The sequence below is a fragment of the Paraburkholderia dipogonis genome (assembly GCF_046027395.1).
Lineage (GTDB): Bacteria > Pseudomonadota > Gammaproteobacteria > Burkholderiales > Burkholderiaceae > Paraburkholderia > Paraburkholderia dipogonis_A.
The window spans coordinates 1-19,193 of the sequence record NZ_JAQQEG010000079.1 but is presented as its reverse complement, the minus strand read 5'-3'; the positions used below and the strand labels follow the sequence as shown (position 1 = coordinate 19,193).

The window sequence follows — 19,193 nt, the reverse complement described above, 5'->3', positions numbered from 1 at the left end:
GCGGGGGGCGCGCGCCGGGCGCCGGCGGCGGCAATGGCCTGCAACGTGTCGGCGACTTGTGCGCGGCGCTTGGGGTCATTGAGAACGGCGAGAGCCTGGCGAGCCTGCTCGGGTGTCAGCGTGACGCCGACGCCGGAGGCCGACGACGCGGGCGTGGCCGGCGCTGTTGCGGCGAAAACCGGCGCGGTGATGAAGGCGAGAAGAACGAAAAACCAGACCTGGAATAATTTGCGCATAGGGTGTAAAGCGGGGGACAGATGCGGACGGCTGTGCCGATACGTATGGACGGTTCGGCGGCGTGACCATGAACCGACACGGGTTTAACCGTACAAGTTCCTTGAACCGCCGTGGCGCGAGGCGCCGGAAAGCCGGCGAGCCCCGTGCAGCGGTACCTTGCGGTAGCAAAAAACTTGCCTGTCGACAGCACCGGATTGTCCCATACCGGCTGTGACGCGCAGGAATTCCCTTGACCTGTGCCTCTGCCTCCACAGCGGCAGCTGCGATCGCAACCCCCGAGCAATTACTCCGTCGCCGCCGACGCGCGCACCGGCGGCACGCCCAGGGTGCCTTCCACGACTTCGGTGAAGGTGCGCTCCTCGCGCAGGATGAAGCGCTTCGTCTGCGCCAGCTTGAAATTGTCGCGTGCCTCGGCGTCGGCGCGCAGTCTCGCGCGATACGTCTCATAGGCCGCGAGGCTGTCGAACGCGATCAAACCCCACGCGATGTCATTGGTCCCTTCATGCGGCAGAAAGTAGCCGATCAGATGGCCGCCGCAGCGCGGAATGATGCGCCCCCAGTTGCGAGCGTATTCGTCGAAGGCATCGCGCTGGAAAGGGTCGATCTGATAGCGGATGAAGCAGGTAATCGCCATGTGCAAGCTCCCGGTCGGTTGAGGGTCGTGGTCTGAAGCACCATGACCGCAGTATGGCGAGCGCCGGCCGGCGATGTTTCAGCGCGGCATGAACTATGGATGGAACCGTGCGCGAGCCGTGAATCATCCGCCGCGCGTCTAAAGCGGCCGTTGCGAGCGGATCGTGAAGGCCGCCAGCGTTGCGCCGGCTAGCGCGCAGAGCGCCGACACCAGCGCCACCGCGCGCAATGCCGCGCCCAAGGCTTCGGCCTGTGCCCGCGCCACCTCGGCTTGCGCTCGTGGCGGTGCATGTGTTTGGGCCGCGTTGGCTTCGGCTTGCGCCGTCGTCACATCTGCCGACGCACCGCCCACTTTTCCTTCCGACGCACCGGTCGCAGCGGCCGGCGACGCAGCGCCCGAATCCATGCCAATCTGCGTCAAGCTCGCCGCCGCGCGCACCGCCTGCGGCACGTGCAGCGCATCGAGCCGCGCATCGAGCGCGGCATCGTGAGACCACACGAACACGATCCCCAGCACCGCAATCGCCAGCAGGCTCGCCACCCGCGCCACCGCGTTGTTGATGCCCGAGGCGACGCCGGTGCGGGCGGCGGACACCGAGGTCATCACCGTCGTCGTCAGTGGCGCGACGGTAATGGTCATGCCGAGCCCGAGCACGGCCAGCGCCGGAAGAAAGCCGCGCCAGTACTCGCCGCGTACCCACGGCAGCGCGAGCATCGCGAAGCCGGCCGCGGCGACGACCGGGCCGGCGGTCAGCAAGACCCGCGCGCCGTAGCGGCTTGTCAGCCCGCCGGTGAAACGCGACAGCAGGCCGATGGTCACCGGCACCGGCAGCAACGCCGCGCCCGCCTGGGTCGCGCTGTAACCATAGGCGCGGATCAGCGTGAACGGCAGGAAGAACAGCGCGCCGCCCAAACCGAAGTAAAGCAGCAGCGTGACGAGATTGGCGCCGACGAAGTCGCGCGAGCGGAACACGTCGAGCGGCATCATCGGATTGCGGGTTCGCGCTTCGAGCGCGACGAAAGCGATCAGCACCAGCAGGCCGCCGAGGATCGACGCCAGCACCCAGCGGTTGCCGAAGCCATGCGCGGAGGCGAGGGTCAGGCCGTAGGTCAAGGCGGCCAGTCCGGCGGTGACAGTGACGGCGCCCGGCCAGTCGAGTCCGGCCGCCGCGTGGCCGGGGGCTCCGGCGGCGACGGATGGATTGCCGTCGTCGTCCTGCCGGCTGTCGGGCACGGCCATCACTGCCAGCGCGACGGTCGCGCACGCAATCGGCACATTCAGGAAGAAGATGGCCCGCCACGAAAACGCATCGACGAGCCAGCCGCCCGCCACCGGGCCGAGCGCCGAGGTGATCGCGCCGACGCCGGCCCAGGTGCCGATCGCCTGGCCGCGCTCCTTGTCGTCGAATACCGCGCCGATGATCGCGAGGCTGCTCGGCACCAGCAACGCCGCGCCCACGCCTTGCACGGCGCGCGCCGCGATCAGCGCGGCGGCGCCCGGCGCGAGGCCGCAGCCGATCGAGGCCAGCGTGAACAGCCCGATTCCGGCGATGAACACCGTGCGCCGTCCGAGCTTGTCGCCGAGCGAGCCGCCCACCAGCACCAGCGCGCCGAGAAACAGCAGATAGGCGTCGACGACCCACTGGATCGCCGCCACGCTCGCGCCCAGTTCGGTCTGGATGGACGGCAAGGCGACGTTGACCACGGAACCGTCGATGAAGGCCATGCTCGAGCCGAGGATGGTCGCAGCCAGCGCGAGTTTTTTACGCCGGCACGGATGGACGAGGCTGGGATGCTGCGCGCGAATGACGAGCGCGTCGCACGGGCTCGCCTGAGCGGGCAGGACGGACGAGGAACGGCGCTCGAGCGCCGGTACGTGCTGGTCGGCCAAGTCCGCTCCCGGATGGATGAACGGCCTTCAGCATAGCAATGCCGGCGTGTCGGCGAAAGGCGCGAGGGATGCGGGAGCGGCGGCTAACGCGCCGTAGCCCGTCATTTCATGCCGTGATGGGCGAAAAATGGGGGGCGCGAAGTGCGGGTGTGCGAAGTGGCAAACGTGCGGAGTGGAGCTCGCGTAGGGGGAGCGTGCGCGGCCCCCCATCCCCCGCAGCGGGCGAGTCCCAGACCAAACCCGACACGACAGAAGCCGACGAAGCAATCGCCGCGCCGAAGTTACCCGCTCACACCAGCGAAGGCGCCCGCCGCTCCGTCTCGCCGTCGGCATCCGCGCCGCCGGCGCCGTTCGAAGCGCGCCCGGCGGTCGGCTCCTGGTGCAGCCGGTTGGCGTGCATCAATCGATACAGCGTGGCCCGCGAAATGCCGAGTTCGACCGCCGCCTCGGACAGCTTGTAGCCATGCCGCTGCAGCGCATGCTCGATCGCGTCTTTCTCGGCCTTGCTGCGGATTTCCGCCAGCGTCACGGCCGGCCCGTTGTCGGCTTCCGGCAGCCCAAGATCGCTCGCCGTGATAAAGCGGCCCTCGCTCATCACCACGGCCCGGCGCACGCAATTGATCAGCTCGCGCACGTTGCCCGGCCACGGATAGTTCGACATGGCGACGATCGCGTCGCTCGACAAGCCGCGCAGTTTGCGCGCGCCGTCCTGTTTGTACATGCTCAATGCATAGTTGGCGAGCAGCTTGATATCGCCGCCGCGCTCGCGCAGCGGCGGCTCGACGAGGCGCAGCACGCATAGACGGTGATACAGGTCGGAGCGGAAGCGCCCGTCTTCGACCGCCTTGTCCAGATCGACGTGGGTCGCCGAAATGACCCGCGCATTGACGTTGATCGGGCCACTGCCGCCCAGCCGTTCGATCGTGCCTTCCTGCAGGAAGCGCAACAGCACCGCCTGACATTCATGCGGCATGTCGCCGATTTCATCGAGGAAGAGGGTGCCTTCATGGGCGCTCTCGATCCGGCCGATCTTGCGCTGGAGCGCGCCGGTAAAGGCGCCGCGTTCGTGGCCGAACAATTCGGCTTGCAAGAGGCTCGGCGGAATCGCCGCGCAATTGATCGCGACGAAGGGCCGGCCGGCGCGCGGCGAGCGTTCGTGAATCGCCTTGGCGGTCAGTTCCTTACCGGTGCCGGATTCGCCGGCGACGAACACCGGCGCGTCGGTCACGCCGCATTTGTCGATGCGCCGGTACAACTGCTGCATGGCTTCGCATTGCCCGACCATGCCGTGCCGGCCGAGCGAGGGCTCCGGCGCGACTTCCACATGCCGCAGGCTCGACAGCCCATGCGCGTGGCCGAGCGCGAACACGAGCCGCTCGTTGAGCCACGGCCGTGTGACGAAGTCGAAGCAATAGTCGAGGATGAAGCGGCTGACCAGTTCGTTCTCCGCCTGGCCCGGCGCGATCTGGGCGACCCAGTTGGTTTCGACGCGCCGCATGCAGGACGCCAGCGCGGACAGATGCTGGGATGTGCAGTCGCCGGGCAGCTCGACCAGGCCGACCTTGATATTGCCGCGCTCGAGCATACGCTCGGCGACGGCCGTGCTTTTGGCATGCACCGCTTGCCAGCCAGAAGCCGCCAGAAATGCGGCGAGTTTCTGATCCGGCGAATTCGACACATACAGAACGGTGCGTTCCGTGTCGACAGGCGTGCAAGTCGTGTTCATGTTACCCCCGGTTTGATGCAACTCTCAGGACTGTTCTGCGACGTACCCAACAGACCGGCAAGATGCCGGCTTCCGGCCAACTGAGCCAGCCGGTCCGCATGTGCGGACCCGGACATGGATTGATCCACCGCTTTGGGGTTCTGCGACTCGCAGCCCGGCGGTGACGATTCACGGTAGCGGCAATCTCGGGGGGCATGGAGCGGGCGGCGCGAGCCGCGAGGTGCTACATATCGGACGAATGGCGGGACGGTGTTCACCGTTGTAACCGTCACACGATCTTTTCCCCGAATCACTCAAACAGTTTTTAACCTCGTTGGCCTGATTCAGACGCTCTTCTTGGCGCATGGGCTTAACGATAAGCGAAACCGCTTTCGAGCGCCATACAAACAAGTCTGGATTCAGAAACGTTTTGCACATCACCCCATTGTCCTTGCGGGTCAAAAACGGATGGTCAAGTCCCGCTATGCTCGGCATCCCACATAGCGCTTCAACTTGTTTTACGGCAAATGTGAAACGGAACTGTAATTCGGGATTTACGTCGTCTCACGCCTGCGACAGATTGGGCAGGGTGCCAAGACTACCAGGTAGGGTTCCGAAGCATCGGCATATTTGACCGGGATGTGACGCAACGCCCGGCCCCACGCGGGACGTGCGCGCTGCCCGGCGAACAAACGTCCGGATACGTCTTGCCGCGGCGCGTCGGCGGACGCACAAGTGCGTGTCGAATTCGAATCAACGCGTGATGCGAAGCGTGCGCGAATTGAGTGCGCGGCAGCAACGATCAAGGTGGCATAAGGCTTTGAAGGCACATGGCATAGCCGTTGCAATAAGCACTTCACAGCGAATGCTGTTGCCGCCCGGTCCGAACTTCGGGAAACCAGAGTGAAGAGTGAAAAGAGATCGGCGGCACATAAGACTTCGTAGACGCGACGGGGGGAAGCCAATGCGTCTTACGAGGGGGCGGCGGGGCCACTGAAAAACAAATGACATAAAAGCACGGCGCGAATGATCGGTACAACGTACCGGTCATCGTGACCGGACGATGTAAAGGTCGACCTCGCCACTTTTTCCGTCTGTTTCGGCGGTATGAAGGGGATGGCAAAAACAACAAGTACCGCGCTCGCGGAGATTGTGAGCGAACGATACGCACAACAACAAGAAAACAGCGAAAGAAAAGCGGCGGGGTAGCGCGCGGTCGAGGACCAACCGGGCGCGATGGAGCGGGGAGGAATGGCCAGAGCCTCCATAGAGAGGCGCAGTGTACGAGGTGGACCGGGCGCCGTGTCCGCGAATTGGCGGACACGGCTCACCTGGACAGGGCAGTGAGAAAAAGCAGATCTTTTTGGGGGTTGTCATGACCAGACAGTTCACCAGGCCGGCCGGCACAGCACAGTCGGCTCGTCGAACCACCGTGTATTCAACGGATGTCGCCTATCAACGGCATATCGCCGCGCCGCGTGCTTTGTTCGCCGCGCCGCCGGTCGATCTGACGACGCTGGTGATTGCCGAGGCGATCAAGCGGCGGGCGCAAGCGGAGATTCAACGCGAGGCGCTGCGCGACTCGGTGTATGAGATGCCGGTGTCGCAGGAACGAAACTACGAGCGCGGTGCGGACATTCACCCGTCCGATTCCGACGAATAACCAGAACATCGATCGCTATCGAGGTGGCTTCGCCAACCGAACGGCGTCAGACCGGCGGAGAGCCGACATGATCGACATCTTCCTGATTTCATCCAGCATGGAGCGCGCGCCGGAAATCGTCGCTCGTCTCGAGGCCAGCGGCGTGGCTTACCGGCTGCGCACCGCTCACGGCACGGCCCGGCAAGTGCGGGCGCACGACCGTGCGATTCGAAGCGCCGATATGCTGATCGTCGACGACGCCGATCTGAGTGCGCGCGACCTGGACGGCGTCGAGGAAGCGCTGGCCTGCACACCGGCCCTGCACTGCGTGCTGATGACGGCGGCGCCGTCCACCGCCTTGCTGGGTGTGGCGATGCGCGTCGGCGTGCGGCATGTGCTGGCGTGGCCGCTCGACGTCGACGAGATCACCACCATTCTCATCCAGGCCGATGCGCGGAAAAACGCCATCGGCCGCCGTGCGGGCCGTGTCGTCTCGCTCGCCTCGAGCAAAGGCGGCAGCGGCACTACGCTGATCGCCGTGAATCTCGCGTATTCGCTTGCCGCGCTGAGCAACCGGCGTGTGCTGCTGATCGATCTCAGCCAACAATTCGGCGACGCCAGCCTGCTCATGGCCGACAAACCGCCGCCTACCACGCTTGCCGATCTCTGCTCCCAGGCGGAGCGCCTCGACGCCGCGCTACTCGAATCATGCGTGATGCATGTCCACGCAAATCTCGATGTGCTGGCGGGTGCGGGCGATCCGCTCAAGGCCGCGGAATTGCTGCCCGCGCAGATGGAGTGCATTCTCGCGCTGGCGCGCGAGCGCTATGACGCGGTGCTGATCGACATCGGCCAGAGCCTGAATCCGTTGACGATCCATGCACTCGACCGCAGCGACGCGATCTGCATGGTGGTGCGGCAGAACCTGCTTTACCTGCACGGCGGGCGCCGCATGCTCGATATTTTCAGGGAACTGGGTTATCCGGCCAGCAAGGTGCGGGTGGTGGTGAATCACTACGACAAGAACGCCCAGATCAACCTGTCGAAGCTCGAACAGACGCTCGGCGCGAAGGTGGCGCATCAGCTTCCGCGCGACGAAAAGCAGGCCAATGAAGCGCTCTGCCGCGGTGTGCCGCTGGTGACATCCGCCCGAGACAGCACGCTCGCGCAAGGCATCAGTCTGTTGGCGGACATGCTGTGGCCGTCCAGCGCCGAGCGCCGCAAAGGCGTGCTCGGCCGGCTGTTCGCGTCGCGGCCGAACGTGCCGCCGCAACTCAAGCCCGGGCATTGAAGCCGTCCTGTCAGCGGGACAGACTCGTCAGAAGCGAATCCGCACGTCGGTGCGCGATCTGGTCAGCGGACCCGTGCCGCGCTGCTAGGCTGCGGCATTGGGAAGCCGGCAGCCCTTGGCATAGCCGGCTCAAATGATAATTCGCATATCGAAACGAGTAGCCAATGACATGGACCACTCCGGCAGGTCGGACGCATCCTGCGCGAGGAGAAACTGTCGTCCGATGACGGGAGCTATCGCGCTTGTCGAGCCAAGGTGCGGTTTCGCGTGATTCCCGGCGTGTTTTGACGGTGTATCGTGTCGTTGTGGCCGGCTACATTCGCGGCCTGTCTGATTACTTTCCAGAGCGCCCCGTGAGCGCAGCATCGTCCATGCAAAACGAGTCCAACGGTCTCAACGATATCGCGTCGATCCTGTCCAATCCGATTCTCAACACGGATTCGTACAAGGCGTCGCACTACCTGCAATATCCGCCCGAAGCGTCGGCGATGTTCTCGTACATCGAATCGCGCGGCGGGCGCTACGATCGCACGCTGTTCTTCGGTCTGCAGATGCTGATCAAGGAATATCTGTGCCGCCCGGTCACACCGGCCATGATCGAGCAGGCCAAGGCGTTTTTCACGGCTCACGGCGAGCCGTTCAACGAAGCGGGCTGGCGCTACATCGTCGAACACTACGGCGGTTATCTGCCGGTGCGTATCCGCGCGGTGCCGGAAGGCTCGGTTGTGCCGACGCACAACGTGCTCGTCACGGTCGAATGCGACGATCCGCAGGTGTTCTGGCTGGCGTCGTATCTGGAGACCATGCTGCTGCGCGTGTGGTATCCGATTACAGTTGCGACGCAAAGCTGGCATCTGCGCAAGACGCTCCGCGGCTATCTGCTCAGGAGCAGTGACGATCTCACGCAATTGCCGTTCAAGCTGCACGACTTCGGCGCGCGTGGCGTGTCGAGCGCGGAGTCGGCGGCGATCGGCGGCGCGGCGCACCTCGTCAGCTTCATGGGCTCGGATACCGTGCTCGGCGTGGTCGCGGCGAACCACTACTACAACGAGACGATGGCGGCGTTTTCCGTGCCGGCGGCGGAGCACAGCACGATCACATCGTGGGGCCGCGAGCGCGAAACCGACGCGTTCCGCAACATGATTGCGCAGTTCGGCAAGCCGGGGGCTATCGTGTCCGTGGTGTCCGACTCCTACGATTTGTTCGCGGCGCTCGACGCCTGGGGCACGGAGTTGAAGCAGGCGGTGCTCGACTCCGGCGGCACGCTGGTGATCCGGCCCGACTCCGGCGATCCGCAGACGATCGTGCTGCAAACCATGCAGGCACTCGAGGCATCGTTCGGATCCGTGGTGAACGGCAAAGGGCGGCGCGTGCTCAACAACGTGCGGGTGATTCAGGGCGACGGCATGAATCCCGATTCGATCGAGGCGATTCTTGCCGCTATGGACGAAGCCGGTTTCGCGGCGGACAACATTGTGTTCGGCATGGGCGGCGCGCTGTTGCAGCAGATCAACCGCGATACGCAGCGCTTCGCGATGAAGTGTTCAGCGATCCGTTTGGGCGACGAGTGGCACGGCGTGCTCAAGGACCCGGTCACGGACAGCGGAAAACGCTCGATGAAAGGGCGGCTAACACTGCTGGTGAATCGCCACACGGGCGAATATCGAACGACGGCACTGCCCGTTGCCGTCGAAGCCGATTGGGAAGAAGCGCTGGTGACGGTGTTCGATTCCGGCAAGCTGCTGGTCGATATGTCGCTTGCGGAGATCAGAGGCCGCGCTCACGCGCACGAAGGTTAATGCGGCCCACTCGCTTGCCAGACCGCAACGCCTGAAGCGCGGATCTCGATCCGGCAGGGCGTGCCTTCGCGCAGGCGGGTATCTTCATTGGCGATGTCGAATCGCACTCCGGCAATATTCACACGGACATAGCGCTCGCCGCGCCGCAATTCGACTGCGTCGACGACACCGGCATGCATACCGTCTTGCTCGACGACGATGGCATGCGACGACACGCGCCACATGACCCGCTGGCCGGCGGCGAGATCGAGCCCGCTCTTGCCCGTTCCGATCATCAGGCCCTGAGCGATCTCGACCTGGCCCGACGCGCTCATCACGCCTTCGCCGACATTGTGCAAGCCGAGCAGGCCGGCGACCCGCATCGAAGCCGGCCGCTCGAATACGGCGTCGATAAAACCCGCTTGCAACACACGGCCCTGTTCGACGACCAGGACTTCATCGGCCAGCAACGCGGCTTCATCCGGATCGTGCGTGACGATGATCGTCACCGCCGCGATCTCGCGCTGCAAGGCGCGCAACGACTGCTGCAAGCGGCGCCGCCGCGGCGTATCCAGCGCGGCAAACGGTTCATCGAACAGCAGCAGTTCGCTATGCCGTGTCAGCGCGCGCGCAAGCGCGACGCGCTGCCGCTGGCCGAACGACAATTGATGCGGCAAGCGCGCGACCAGTTGCGCGAGACCCAGATGGTCGAGCCAGTAACGCGCGCTGGCGGGATCGGCATCGACGGGAAAGGCCAGTTGCTGCGCCACCGTCATATGCGGAAACAGGCCATAGTCCTGCGGCATATAACCGATCTGGCGACGCTCGGGCGGCAGCGTGTTCAATGGCGTCGTGCCGAGCGTCACGCTGCTCGTCGCGTTGGATTCGAGCCCCGCAATCAGACGCAGCGCCAACGACTTGCCCGAGCCCGACGGTCCGATGATCGCGAGGCGCCGCGTGACGGGCGCCCATGCGATGTCGAGATCGAACGCGCCCAGCCGCCGTTGCAAATGGAAGGCGAGACTCAGGTTTGCTGTTTCGTTGCCACTTGAAGCCGTCAGATTCGCGCCGGGTTCGAGCGCGTCGTCGCCGTTTTCGGTCTGCTCGAGCGTGGTCTTTTGCCGAAGGCTGTAAATCGACAGCGCCGCGCAGACGATCGCGATGGCGAGCGTCGGCAGCAGCAGGGGCATCATCGCCGGCAGCCCCTGGCCGCCGAATACGACGTACGTATAGACCGGCAGCGAATACGGGTGATAGGCCACCATCACGGTCGCGCCGAATTCGCCGAACGCGCGCAGCCACGCGAGCGCGAGTCCCGCGCGAATCGCCGGCCACGCGACTGGCAACATGACCCGGAAAAAACGGCTGCCAGCGTGATGGCCGAGCGTCGCGGCCACGTCGTCGAGCACGGGATCGACGGCGGTGAACGCGGACTTGGCGGCAATGATCAGGAAGGGCGCGGCGACGAAAACTTCCGCGAGCACGATGCCGGCGAACGAATCTGTCAGCACGCCATTGGTGAAGCGGCCGACCCAGCTATACGGGCCGAGCAGAAACAGCAGCAGCACGCCGCTGGTGAGCGGTGGCAGCGCCAGCGGCAACTGCACCACAAAGCCGAGCAGCGCCACCTTGCGCGAATTCGAGCGCGCCAGGAAATAACCCAGTGGCACGCCGCCCAGCAGAATCGCGAGCGAGGCCACGCTCGCGCTCGCCGCCGAGATGCCGACCGCCGACCACGTCGCGCGCCAATCGACATTCGCCCAGTCCGCTGCGCCGAGCTGCGGCACGCTCGCGACAAACGGAGCGCACAGATAGACGGCCAGCAGCGCCGCCAGCCACAGCAGCGGACGTGCAGCGGTACGTTTCACCGCGCTTACTGCGCGGCGGCGTCGATCACGGCTTGCACCGAAGGCGGCATGGCTTGCACGTTGCCGCTCACGGTCGGTTTGATGACGTCCACGCCATGTTGCTTGAGAAGCGCGCGGCCTTGCGCGCTCAACAGGAAGTCGACGAAGCTGCTCGCGCCTTCGCGGTTCGGCGCGTCGCCGAGAATCGTCAGCGTGTAGCTGGCCTTGGCCTGCAATTCGGGCGCCGGACGGATCGCCGGAATCTTCAGATCGGACGTTTCGGTGGAATAGAAAAAGCCGGCGTCGAGCTGGCCGGATTGCAGACGGCCCACCAGCGTTTCCTCAGGCAACACCTGTTCGGGGTTTTCCGCGGCGCCTAGCGTTTTCTCGACGAGGTCCGGCTGATGGTAGAGCTCAGCCGCCTTGGTCACCATCTCGACGGTGAACGCGCCCTTCGGGTCGAGCTTCGGATCGGTCCGGCCGATGCGGATGCCCGGCTCCTGAAGCACCTGGTCCCAGCGCTTGCTCTTGAACTGCGGCGCGAACTTGCTCTGCGGGTTGTAGCCGATCATCAACGGCGATTCCGCGAAACTCACGTACCACGTGACGTGATCGCCATTCGCCGCGCCCATCAAACTGTCATTTACCTTGGGGCTCGCGCTGATGAACACGTCGCCGCGGCGCAGCTTGCCCTTGATCTCGTTGGCGATCTTGTTCGAGCCCGCCGCGTAACCACGGAAATGCTGGCCGGTGGCCTTCTCGAATGCCGGGCCGATGCTGCGCTCCATCAGATTGACGAGCGAGCCGGCGTACAGCACGTTGACTGTGTTGTCCTGCGCGAAGGCGGGCGCGGCCGTTACGATGCCGGTAACGACCACGAGAGAAGCGAGCAGCCTGCGAATCATGCGATGACCCCGATACGTTATTAAGAGCGCTATATTACGACGTCATCGCACGATGTTGTGTGACGACGTCGCTGCGCTTCAGTTGAGTGGAAAGCTGCGCACGTAGCTGGTGCCGCTCGCGCTGGCGGCGCGGTCGATCGCGTAGAGCTTGCCGCGCGGCGCATCGACGGCCACGCCGCGGGCGTCCTGAAAGTCGTTTGCAAGCACGCTGATGGTGCCGTCCGGCGCGATCCGGCACAGGCCCGTGGTATTGCATTTGGTGTACAGCTTGCCGCCCGCGTCGACGGCCATCAGATCCGGGCTGTTGATCTGCACGAACGTGCCGGTCGGCGCCATCGCCTGCGATCCGCCAAGCAACGCGCTCAGACTCGCTTTGACGATGTCGTTGTTGGCCTGGTCCGACACGTAGACCGCGTCGCCCGACACGGCGATTCCGACCGGCTTACCGAGTCCGCTCAGCAGATCGCGCTCGACCGCCGTGTGAGCGGCCGGATCGTATGTGATGAGACTCAGCCCGCCTTGCAGCGGATTGCTGCCGATTTTGACGAACCACGTCGAGAGCAAACGGTTGGAGCCGATCGAGATCAGGCCAAGGCGGCGGCGCGCCGGATCGGGGCCGCTCAGCGCCGCGATCGCATCGACGCCCGTGATGCTGAACACCGCGCTCGCCGTGCCGAAGCCGAAGCGTTCGATCATCAGCGTGGACGCGTCGGCGAAGCTCAACTGGCTCAGGCTGTTCGACTGGCGGGCCACCGCCGGCACGCTCGCGTAATGCGCGAAGGTGCGGCCATCGGGCGAGGAGAGCACGCTATTGGTCCGGTCGTCGGTGATGAAGACGGCGCCGTCCGCCGCGCGCACGGCGATGCCGTTCGGCGACGCGCTCACAGCGTTCTTTTGCGGCGTGACGGTAATCTCGTCGCCGCCACAACCGGCGAGCGCCGCGATCAGGCCGAGGGAGACGAAAGCGAGACGCGTGGTGCGTCGCCAGGCAGGTGAGAAGCGCATGTGATCTCCTGAGTGACCCGCCTGCGCACTGGCTGTATGCCTGCGCGCCCACGCGTGCCGTGATTGTTATGAATGAGATGAGGCCGGGCCATATTCCCGGCGATATGACGCGTATCGACGCGGTTTTGCGCGCAAGCCGCCATCGCAGCGTAATATACACACGGACATAACGTGTGAACAAGCCGCTCAGGCACACATGCTGGAGATAAACGGATATGGATAGGGTGAATGTGATTGCCGCGCCCGCTGTCGACAGCGCGCTCGTCCTGAGCGGACGATTCCAGCGGCCGCTTTCATTCGGCCTCGATGAACTCAAACGTTACGAAAGCGTGGTGGCCACGCCGTTCGATCTGCGTTGCTATACGACCAACCGCTTCATCCGCAGCGTCGAGCCGTATCGCGGCGTGCGCCTGACGACGCTCATCAGGGAAGCGGGCTTGCCGAACCGCGTGCCGGGCGAATTCAAGCGCACGGTGTTCGTGGCGGTGGGGCACGACGGTTATGTCGTGACGTTTTCGTGGCACGAACTCTTCAACACGCCGATCGGCGAGAACGTGATGGTCGCCTACGAATGCGGCGGCCGCGCGCTCGACGCTGAAGACGGCGCGCCGATTCTGTTTTCCGGATCGGACATCCTGCCTGCGCCGCGCCATGTCAAACGGCTCGCGCGGATCGAGGCGCATGTTTTGGGCCCTTTGGCGTAAGTGAACGTGAAGCGTGGCCGGCAGGCGTAACATGGTTCGCTGGTCCATGTCGCATTGCTACCATGTCTGACGATCCGCTTGCACGCGCTATTGGTGTTGCCGCATCCGGCGTGGGAGTGCCGTCGTGGGCGCTGTCGTTGTCCTTGTCGTTGCCGCAGGACACGCAAACCGCCGCGCGCATGACCCACTGGCTGGACGCGGCCACGGACGCCGCGTCGCCGGATACACAACTCGTCGCCAAACTGATCGCCGAGCGCGACGCGCGCAACGAACTCGCGCTGCTCGGGCTCGAGCAGCCAAAGTGGCGCGCGCTGCTGGCGCGGCACTTTGCGCGTGCCGCCGTCCCGGCCACGCTGCCGTTCGCGGTCACTTCGAGCGAGCACGCGGAATTCGTCCGCACGCTCCACGCGCTATTGCTCACGCACGCCAGCGCCGCGATCCATGCAGATGATGCGCACTGTCTCGCCTCGATCATCGCCCATGCCTGCTTGCGCCCGGATCACCTATGGCGCGACCTCGGCCTCGCCGGCCGCGACGAAGTCACGTGGATGCTCACACGTTATTTCCCCACGCTCGTGGCGCTCAATACCGCCAACTTGCGATGGAAGAAATTCCTCGCTGAGCAACGCGCGTTGTCATTGGGTTTACAGCCTGGCCCGGCGCCAGGTTGTCCGGGCTGCGAAGACTACGGGCATTGCTTCCCGGAGCTTCATAGAGGACTGCAATGACCGTTCGGCCAGGGTGGCGGCACGAGACGGTTCGTGTATGCTTTCGCGCATGGCTGACATCTCAAAAAAGCAACCCGCACCCGCGGCAAAAAAAGCCGCCGGGACGCGTCCCGAAGTGCGCTTCAGAATGCGCATCCGTAGCGGCGACGCGGTCGCGCTCGGACCGGGCAAAGTCGAATTGCTCGAAGCCGTGCGCGAATTCGGCTCGATCTCGGCGGCGGCACGCAGCCTCGATATGTCGTACCGGCGTGCCTGGCTCCTGATCGACGAGCTGAACCGCTCGCTCAAGTCGCCCGCCACGCATTCGGAGCAGGGCGGCCAGAGCGGCGGCGGTTGCACGCTCACGCCCGTGGGCGAAACCATCATTCGGCTGTATCGCGACGTCGAAGTCGAGGCGCAGCGAAGTTGCGCGAAACAGATCGCCGAGTTGACCAGGCTGATCCGCTCCTGAACGGCTCGGTTCGCGCGAGCGCTGTTAGCCGTGCCGCAGGCAAAATGCCGAAGGCGGCGGATTGCCCAGTTGCGCGAGATGGTCGGGATGCAGGCGCGCCATCAATTCGACGAAACTCGCCACGCTCGCGGTGCGCAGCGGGTGATAGTCGATCTGATGGCGCTCGCAGACGCGCTTGAGCGTATTCATCGAATCGTGATCGATGCAGTCGACCGGAAACACGACGAGATCCGCACCCGGCAACGCCGCGGCAAGCAGACCCTTGCGATCCTCCACGCCGCCGTCGTGCACGACGAGTTCGCCGCCCGCCGCTTCCACCAGCCGCTTGAGCGCCGCGTTGGAACCGGGCCTGCCGCCCACGTACACGATCCGTTTGCCTTGCACGCTATCGAGGCTCGCCCGGCGCGTGCCAGCTCCGCTCGCTGCGTCCGCTGCGTCCACCGTCGCGCGTTCGAGGGCGTCGCATTCGCTTTGCACCAGCTTGAGTTGTGTCAGCGCCTGCTCGTGGCTCCGGCGCAGCGCGAGCGCCGCGTCCTGTTCCTGGAGCGCGCGCTGTTCCGCGGCCTCGCGACGGCTCGTATGCAGGGCGACGCGCTGATCGGCGTCGGCCAGTTTGTCGCGCAGCCGTTGTGCTTCGGCTTCGAGACCGGCGGCGTCGGCTGGTATCTGACGGGTTGTCTGCGCCGTGAGTTGCGCGATCTGCTCGTTGAGGGCCGCAATCGACGCGTCGCGTTGCAGGCTGAGTTCCTGCATACGGCTCTGCTGACGCTCGATTTTCTCTTTTAGCGCGGCGTTTTCCTCTTCCAGCGCGACCAGCCGGCGAATGTCCGCGCGATTGGCCGCGCCCACCAGATGCGACAGCATGTGCAATTCGCCGAATGCTTTCTGGCGCACGGGCATGGTCGCGAACGGATGCGTCATCAACGCCCAGTAGGCAGGCGGGATGTCGCCGCTTTTCAGCGCTTCGTCCCAGAGCTTGAGCAGGTCGACGTCGTCGGTGGCTTTGTCGAAGCGGCGGATCGCGCCTGCATAGTGTTCGTCGAGCAGTTTGTGCAGCGCCTTGGCGGCCGCGCCGCCTTCGATCGCGAGTTCGACCGCCGAGTGATGGATCTCGAGATCGCTCGCGTCGCGGCGGTCGAGTCCCGTGAATTTGGGCACGAGCTTGCGCAACTCATGCGTGCTCAGACACGTGCCGATGATCGAACAATGCAGATGGCTGTCGAGTTCTGCCAGGCGCGCGCGCCGTTTGGTGTTCGAGAACGAAACCTTGGCGGGCGCGCAGCACGCGTCGGCGGTGCCCATGCCGGTGCCGGCAAGCTCGTCGCCGGACAGTTTCAGACGCGTGGGCTGGGCGAGACGGAACGGAGGCGTGTGCATGGGAATCTCGAATCCGGTTCGGTGTCAGGCGGGTTGAAAGTGCAGATGAAGCTCATGGCGCACTTTCGCCGCGCGAGCGCGGCCGGCGATATATTCGGAAAGATATAACGATGGGCGAGAGAGAGCGTTCATCTGCGGCTGTCGCGAATCAGTCGTTGGAGGGGGCGAGGGCGGGCTCGGCGACGCGCACTTTGCGCCTCACGGCCGACCCGCCCGCCGGGCTTCGCGCGGTGGTGGCGCGCTTACCCGGCGCCGGGCTCATGTCACTCGCCGCCCGTGCGTGCTGTTCGAGCACATGCCCGACGCATAGGCCCACGAAGGCCGCGTCGAGCCGTTCGAGTTCGGCGACCACCTTGCGCAGCGCAGCCAGGTCGTTGCTGAACGTGTCGGAAAAGATCGCGTCGCGCAATTGTTCGGCGGAGCGCGCTTCCTCGATCGCCGCTTTCAGGTCGCGCAGACGCGCGAACGCCGCGGCTCTCGCCCGCTCGGCGAGGATCGACAGCAACTGGTTCAGCGAATGCGAACCGGACGTGCCGACCGAGGCGAAATTCAACTGGTCGTCGGTCAGCATCAGCACGAAACGCTGCACGCTGCCGTAGAGGCGGCGGTAGGCGTCGACGACATCGCGGATCGATTCGGCGCGGCCGCGCTCGGACGCCGACTTCACCGCGATGATGGTCGACGAAAGCTCGTTCGGCAAGCGCCCGAGGCGTCCTGCCGGGGCGGATGAAATGGATCGACTGCGCACCGCTACTGGCTCCTGCTGGCTCGTTTCGCCTCGTCGCACGTGGCTGCCAGACGCGCTGAAAGACGCGCCGCCACGCACCACGAAGCCTACCGTGATATTCGGCAGGATATAACGAAAAGCGGCCCGCGTGTTGAACAGAAGCCGTTTCCCGGCGCGTTACGCCGGCTTCAGACCCGCGTCACTTGTGCCGTGCGAAGTCGAGAAACGCCTTGACGGCCGGGGCCCGCTCGTACTTGCGGAAGGCAATCGCAATCTCCGAAGCAATGGGCTGACCGGCGATATCGCGGTACACCACACCCGGCAACGCGATGCAGTCAGCCAGCGTATGCGGCACGACGGCAACGTAGCCGCCCAGCGACACGCAGGCCAGCACCGAGGCGAGCGTGCCGGGGCGCGGCCCGAGCCGCGCGGAGAAGCGTCCGCGCCGTGCCACTTCGAAGGTGCCGGCTTCCTGTTCCGGCAGCACGAAGCACTGGTCGCGCAGTTGCGCCGGCTTGACGCTCGCCGAGGCCGCCAGCGCGGAATCGGCCGGCAAGGCGAGGACGAACTGGTCGCGATGCACGGTCGTGGCCTGAATGCCGTCGGCCAGCAGCATCGGCGGACGCACGTAGGCGGCGTCGAGCAGGCCGTCGCGCAGCATGGCGGCGACGTTGTCCATCGGCACCTCGCGAATCGAAATGTCGACGCCCGGATGCGCGCCGCGAAATCCGCCGACGTCGCGCTGCAATACGCCCGCATACGCCGCCGACGCCACATAGCCGACTTCGACCCGCCCAAGTTCGCCACGCTCGGCCAGCACCGCACGCTCCTCGCCGCGCGCGAGGTGATCGAGCGCGACGAGCGCCTCGGCGAGATAAGCGCTGCCCGCCGCGCTCAGCGCGACCGAGCGCTTGGTTCGATGAAAGAGCCGCACGCCAAGCAGCCGTTCAGCCTCCTGGATCAGTTTGGTCAGCGATGGCGCGGCGATCCCTAATTCGTCGGCAGCGCGCGAAAAATGAAGCTGTTTCGCGACGCAAACGAAGGCATGGATATGACGGAGTTCGAGTTGCCGCATGATTTTTTGTATTTCCGTGAGAGCTAATTATTTTGTGATTTTATGCCAATGACAGGCAATAGAGGCGTCGCTACCATTGAGTCGACCTCAACTCGCCGCCCATTTGTCTCCCTATGCCGCCTCTTTCCACACACCGCCCAACGCCGGCCAACCCGGCGTTCGTGCTGGCCACCGCTTCGGCCACCTGTGCGCTGATCGTGCTGGACACCAATGTCGTGGCGGTCTCGCTGCCGTCGATCGCGCGCTCGTTCCACGCAAGTTTCGCCGATGTCGAATGGGTCGTCAGCGCGTACATGGTCGCGTTCGCGTCATGCCTGCTGCCGGCGGGCGGTCTGGCCGACCGCGTCGGCCGCAAGAAAATGCTGCTGCTCGGGCTGGCGGTGTTCTTTCTGGCGTCGCTCGGTTGCGGCGCGGCGCCAACGGCTGCGGTGCTGAACATCGCGCGGGCGGTCAAGGGCGTCGGCGCGGCGATGCTGCTCACCGCCGCGCTTGCCGTGATCGCGAACACGTTTCACGAAGGCCCCGCCCGCGTGCGCGCGTGGGCCGTGTGGGGCACCTGCATGGGCCTCGCGACCACGGTGGCGCCGCTGGTCGGCGGCGTCGTCACGCAATGGTTCGGCTGGCGCTGGATCTTTCTGCTGAATCTGCCGGTGTGCGCGGTGCTTGCGTGGTGCGCGTCGCGCGCGATTAGCGAGTCGCGCAATCCCAAACCCGGTCCGCTCGATATCGCCGGCAGCCTGTTGTTCGGCAGCGCGCTCGCGCTCGGCATCTGGGCGCTGATCGAAGTGCCGGCCGACGGTCTCGCGAGCTGGCCGACGGCTATGCGGCTCGCGGCCTGCGCGCTGTTGTTCGGCGCTTTCGTTCAGGTCCAGCGGGTGCGAGCGCATGCGATGGTCGATCTCGCGCTGTTCCGGCAGCCGCGCTTTGTCGCCGCCGTGCTCGCCATGTTCGGCTACGCCGCCTGCGCGCAGGTGATGATGACGTTCCTGCCGTTATATCTGCAGAACGCGTTCGGTCTGTCGGCGGTGGCCGCGGGCATCGGCATGCTGCCGTTTGCGCTATCGATGGTGATCGGGCCGTACATCGGCGCCGCGCTCGGCAGGCGTGTTTCGAGCATGGCCGTGCTGTCGATCGGCTTGCTGCTGATCGCCCTCGGCAACCTGTTGACGGCCGTGGTTGCGGGGGGGGGGGGGGGGG

The 19,193-nt window shown here is 65.2% G+C and carries 17 protein-coding genes; 7 read left to right on the top strand and 10 right to left on the bottom strand.

Translation table 11 applies throughout. The features are described from left to right. The 4 genes from PQR32_RS40890 to PQR32_RS40875 all read right to left on the bottom strand — a co-directional run. Positions 1–236 (bottom strand): hypothetical protein (locus PQR32_RS40890; RefSeq protein ID WP_408241218.1); only part of this gene is annotated, 236 nt, incomplete at its 3' end. Positions 237–520: 284 nt separating this feature from the next. Then, on the bottom strand, positions 521–871 hold the full coding sequence (locus tag PQR32_RS40885) for an NIPSNAP family protein (RefSeq protein WP_408217836.1): 351 nt from the start codon (positions 869–871) through the stop codon (positions 521–523). Positions 872–1,009: 138 nt separating this feature from the next. Further along, positions 1,010–2,761 carry an MFS transporter gene (locus tag PQR32_RS40880; protein WP_408241215.1) on the bottom strand — a complete coding sequence of 584 codons (1,752 nt, stop codon included), beginning with the start codon at positions 2,759–2,761 and terminating at the stop codon, positions 1,010–1,012. A gap of 289 nt (positions 2,762–3,050) precedes the next feature. Continuing rightward, positions 3,051–4,487, bottom strand: coding sequence for a sigma 54-interacting transcriptional regulator (locus PQR32_RS40875; RefSeq protein WP_408241212.1), 1,437 nt, complete (start codon positions 4,485–4,487; stop codon positions 3,051–3,053). Positions 4,488–5,841: 1,354 nt separating this feature from the next. Here PQR32_RS40875 and PQR32_RS40870 point away from each other — a divergent pair. The 3 genes from PQR32_RS40870 to PQR32_RS40860 all read left to right on the top strand — a co-directional run bounded on the left by PQR32_RS40870 (position 5,842) and on the right by PQR32_RS40860 (position 9,198). Beyond that, positions 5,842–6,129: a hypothetical protein gene (locus PQR32_RS40870; protein ID WP_408241209.1), complete on the top strand. Its 288-nt coding sequence runs from the start codon at positions 5,842–5,844 to the stop codon at positions 6,127–6,129. Between the two features lie 67 nt (positions 6,130–6,196). Then, on the top strand, positions 6,197–7,399 hold the full coding sequence (locus tag PQR32_RS40865; protein ID WP_408241206.1) for a CpaE/TadZ family protein: 1,203 nt from the start codon (positions 6,197–6,199) through the stop codon (positions 7,397–7,399). A 371-nt stretch (positions 7,400–7,770) separates the two neighbouring features. Continuing rightward, positions 7,771–9,198 (top strand): nicotinate phosphoribosyltransferase, encoded by a 1,428-nt coding sequence (locus PQR32_RS40860; protein ID WP_408241203.1) that lies wholly within the window; start codon positions 7,771–7,773, stop codon positions 9,196–9,198. On the opposite strand, the gene PQR32_RS40855 is transcribed toward PQR32_RS40860, so the two are convergent. The 3 genes from PQR32_RS40855 to PQR32_RS40845 form a co-directional block, all read right to left on the bottom strand. Beyond that, positions 9,195–11,045, bottom strand: a complete 1,851-nt coding sequence (locus PQR32_RS40855) for an ABC transporter ATP-binding protein/permease (RefSeq protein ID WP_408241200.1) — start codon at positions 11,043–11,045, stop codon at positions 9,195–9,197. The two genes, PQR32_RS40860 and PQR32_RS40855, sit on opposite strands and share 4 nt — an antisense overlap. Before the next feature lie 5 nt (positions 11,046–11,050). Next, a complete protein-coding gene (locus PQR32_RS40850) occupies positions 11,051–11,929 on the bottom strand; it encodes an extracellular solute-binding protein (RefSeq protein WP_408241197.1) in 879 nt (292 codons plus the stop codon). Positions 11,930–12,007: 78 nt separating this feature from the next. Continuing rightward, complete coding sequence (locus PQR32_RS40845; RefSeq protein ID WP_408241194.1) at positions 12,008–12,934, bottom strand: hypothetical protein; 927 nt, start codon at positions 12,932–12,934, stop codon at positions 12,008–12,010. A 215-nt stretch (positions 12,935–13,149) separates the two neighbouring features. On the opposite strand from PQR32_RS40845, the gene PQR32_RS40840 reads away from it, so the two are divergent. From PQR32_RS40840 to PQR32_RS40830, 3 genes are all read left to right on the top strand, one after another. Then, positions 13,150–13,638 carry a molybdopterin-dependent oxidoreductase gene (locus tag PQR32_RS40840; protein WP_408241191.1) on the top strand — a complete coding sequence of 163 codons (489 nt, stop codon included), beginning with the start codon at positions 13,150–13,152 and terminating at the stop codon, positions 13,636–13,638. Between the two features lie 179 nt (positions 13,639–13,817). After that, positions 13,818–14,366 carry a nitrogen fixation protein NifQ gene (locus PQR32_RS40835; protein WP_408241221.1) on the top strand — a complete coding sequence of 183 codons (549 nt, stop codon included), beginning with the start codon at positions 13,818–13,820 and terminating at the stop codon, positions 14,364–14,366. 49 nt (positions 14,367–14,415) lie between these two features. Further along, positions 14,416–14,817, top strand: a complete 402-nt coding sequence (locus PQR32_RS40830; protein WP_408241188.1) for a winged helix-turn-helix domain-containing protein — start codon at positions 14,416–14,418, stop codon at positions 14,815–14,817. A gap of 24 nt (positions 14,818–14,841) precedes the next feature. Here PQR32_RS40830 and PQR32_RS40825 read toward each other — a convergent pair whose 3' ends face one another. From PQR32_RS40825 to PQR32_RS40815, 3 genes are all read right to left on the bottom strand, one after another. Beyond that, entirely contained in the window at positions 14,842–16,194 is a 1,353-nt protein-coding gene (locus PQR32_RS40825; protein WP_408241185.1) for a DUF2325 domain-containing protein, read from the bottom strand. A 148-nt stretch (positions 16,195–16,342) separates the two neighbouring features. Next, a complete protein-coding gene (locus PQR32_RS40820) occupies positions 16,343–16,942 on the bottom strand; it encodes a hypothetical protein (RefSeq protein WP_408241182.1) in 600 nt (199 codons plus the stop codon). A gap of 178 nt (positions 16,943–17,120) precedes the next feature. Further along, the gene (locus PQR32_RS40815) at positions 17,121–17,996 is read right to left on the bottom strand and encodes a LysR family transcriptional regulator (protein WP_408241179.1); all 876 of its coding nucleotides are present in this window, start codon (positions 17,994–17,996) and stop codon (positions 17,121–17,123) included. 113 nt (positions 17,997–18,109) lie between these two features. Here PQR32_RS40815 and PQR32_RS40810 point away from each other — a divergent pair. Further along, the coding region (locus PQR32_RS40810) for an MFS transporter (RefSeq protein WP_408241176.1) at positions 18,110–19,193 on the top strand (1,084 nt) is incomplete at its 3' end.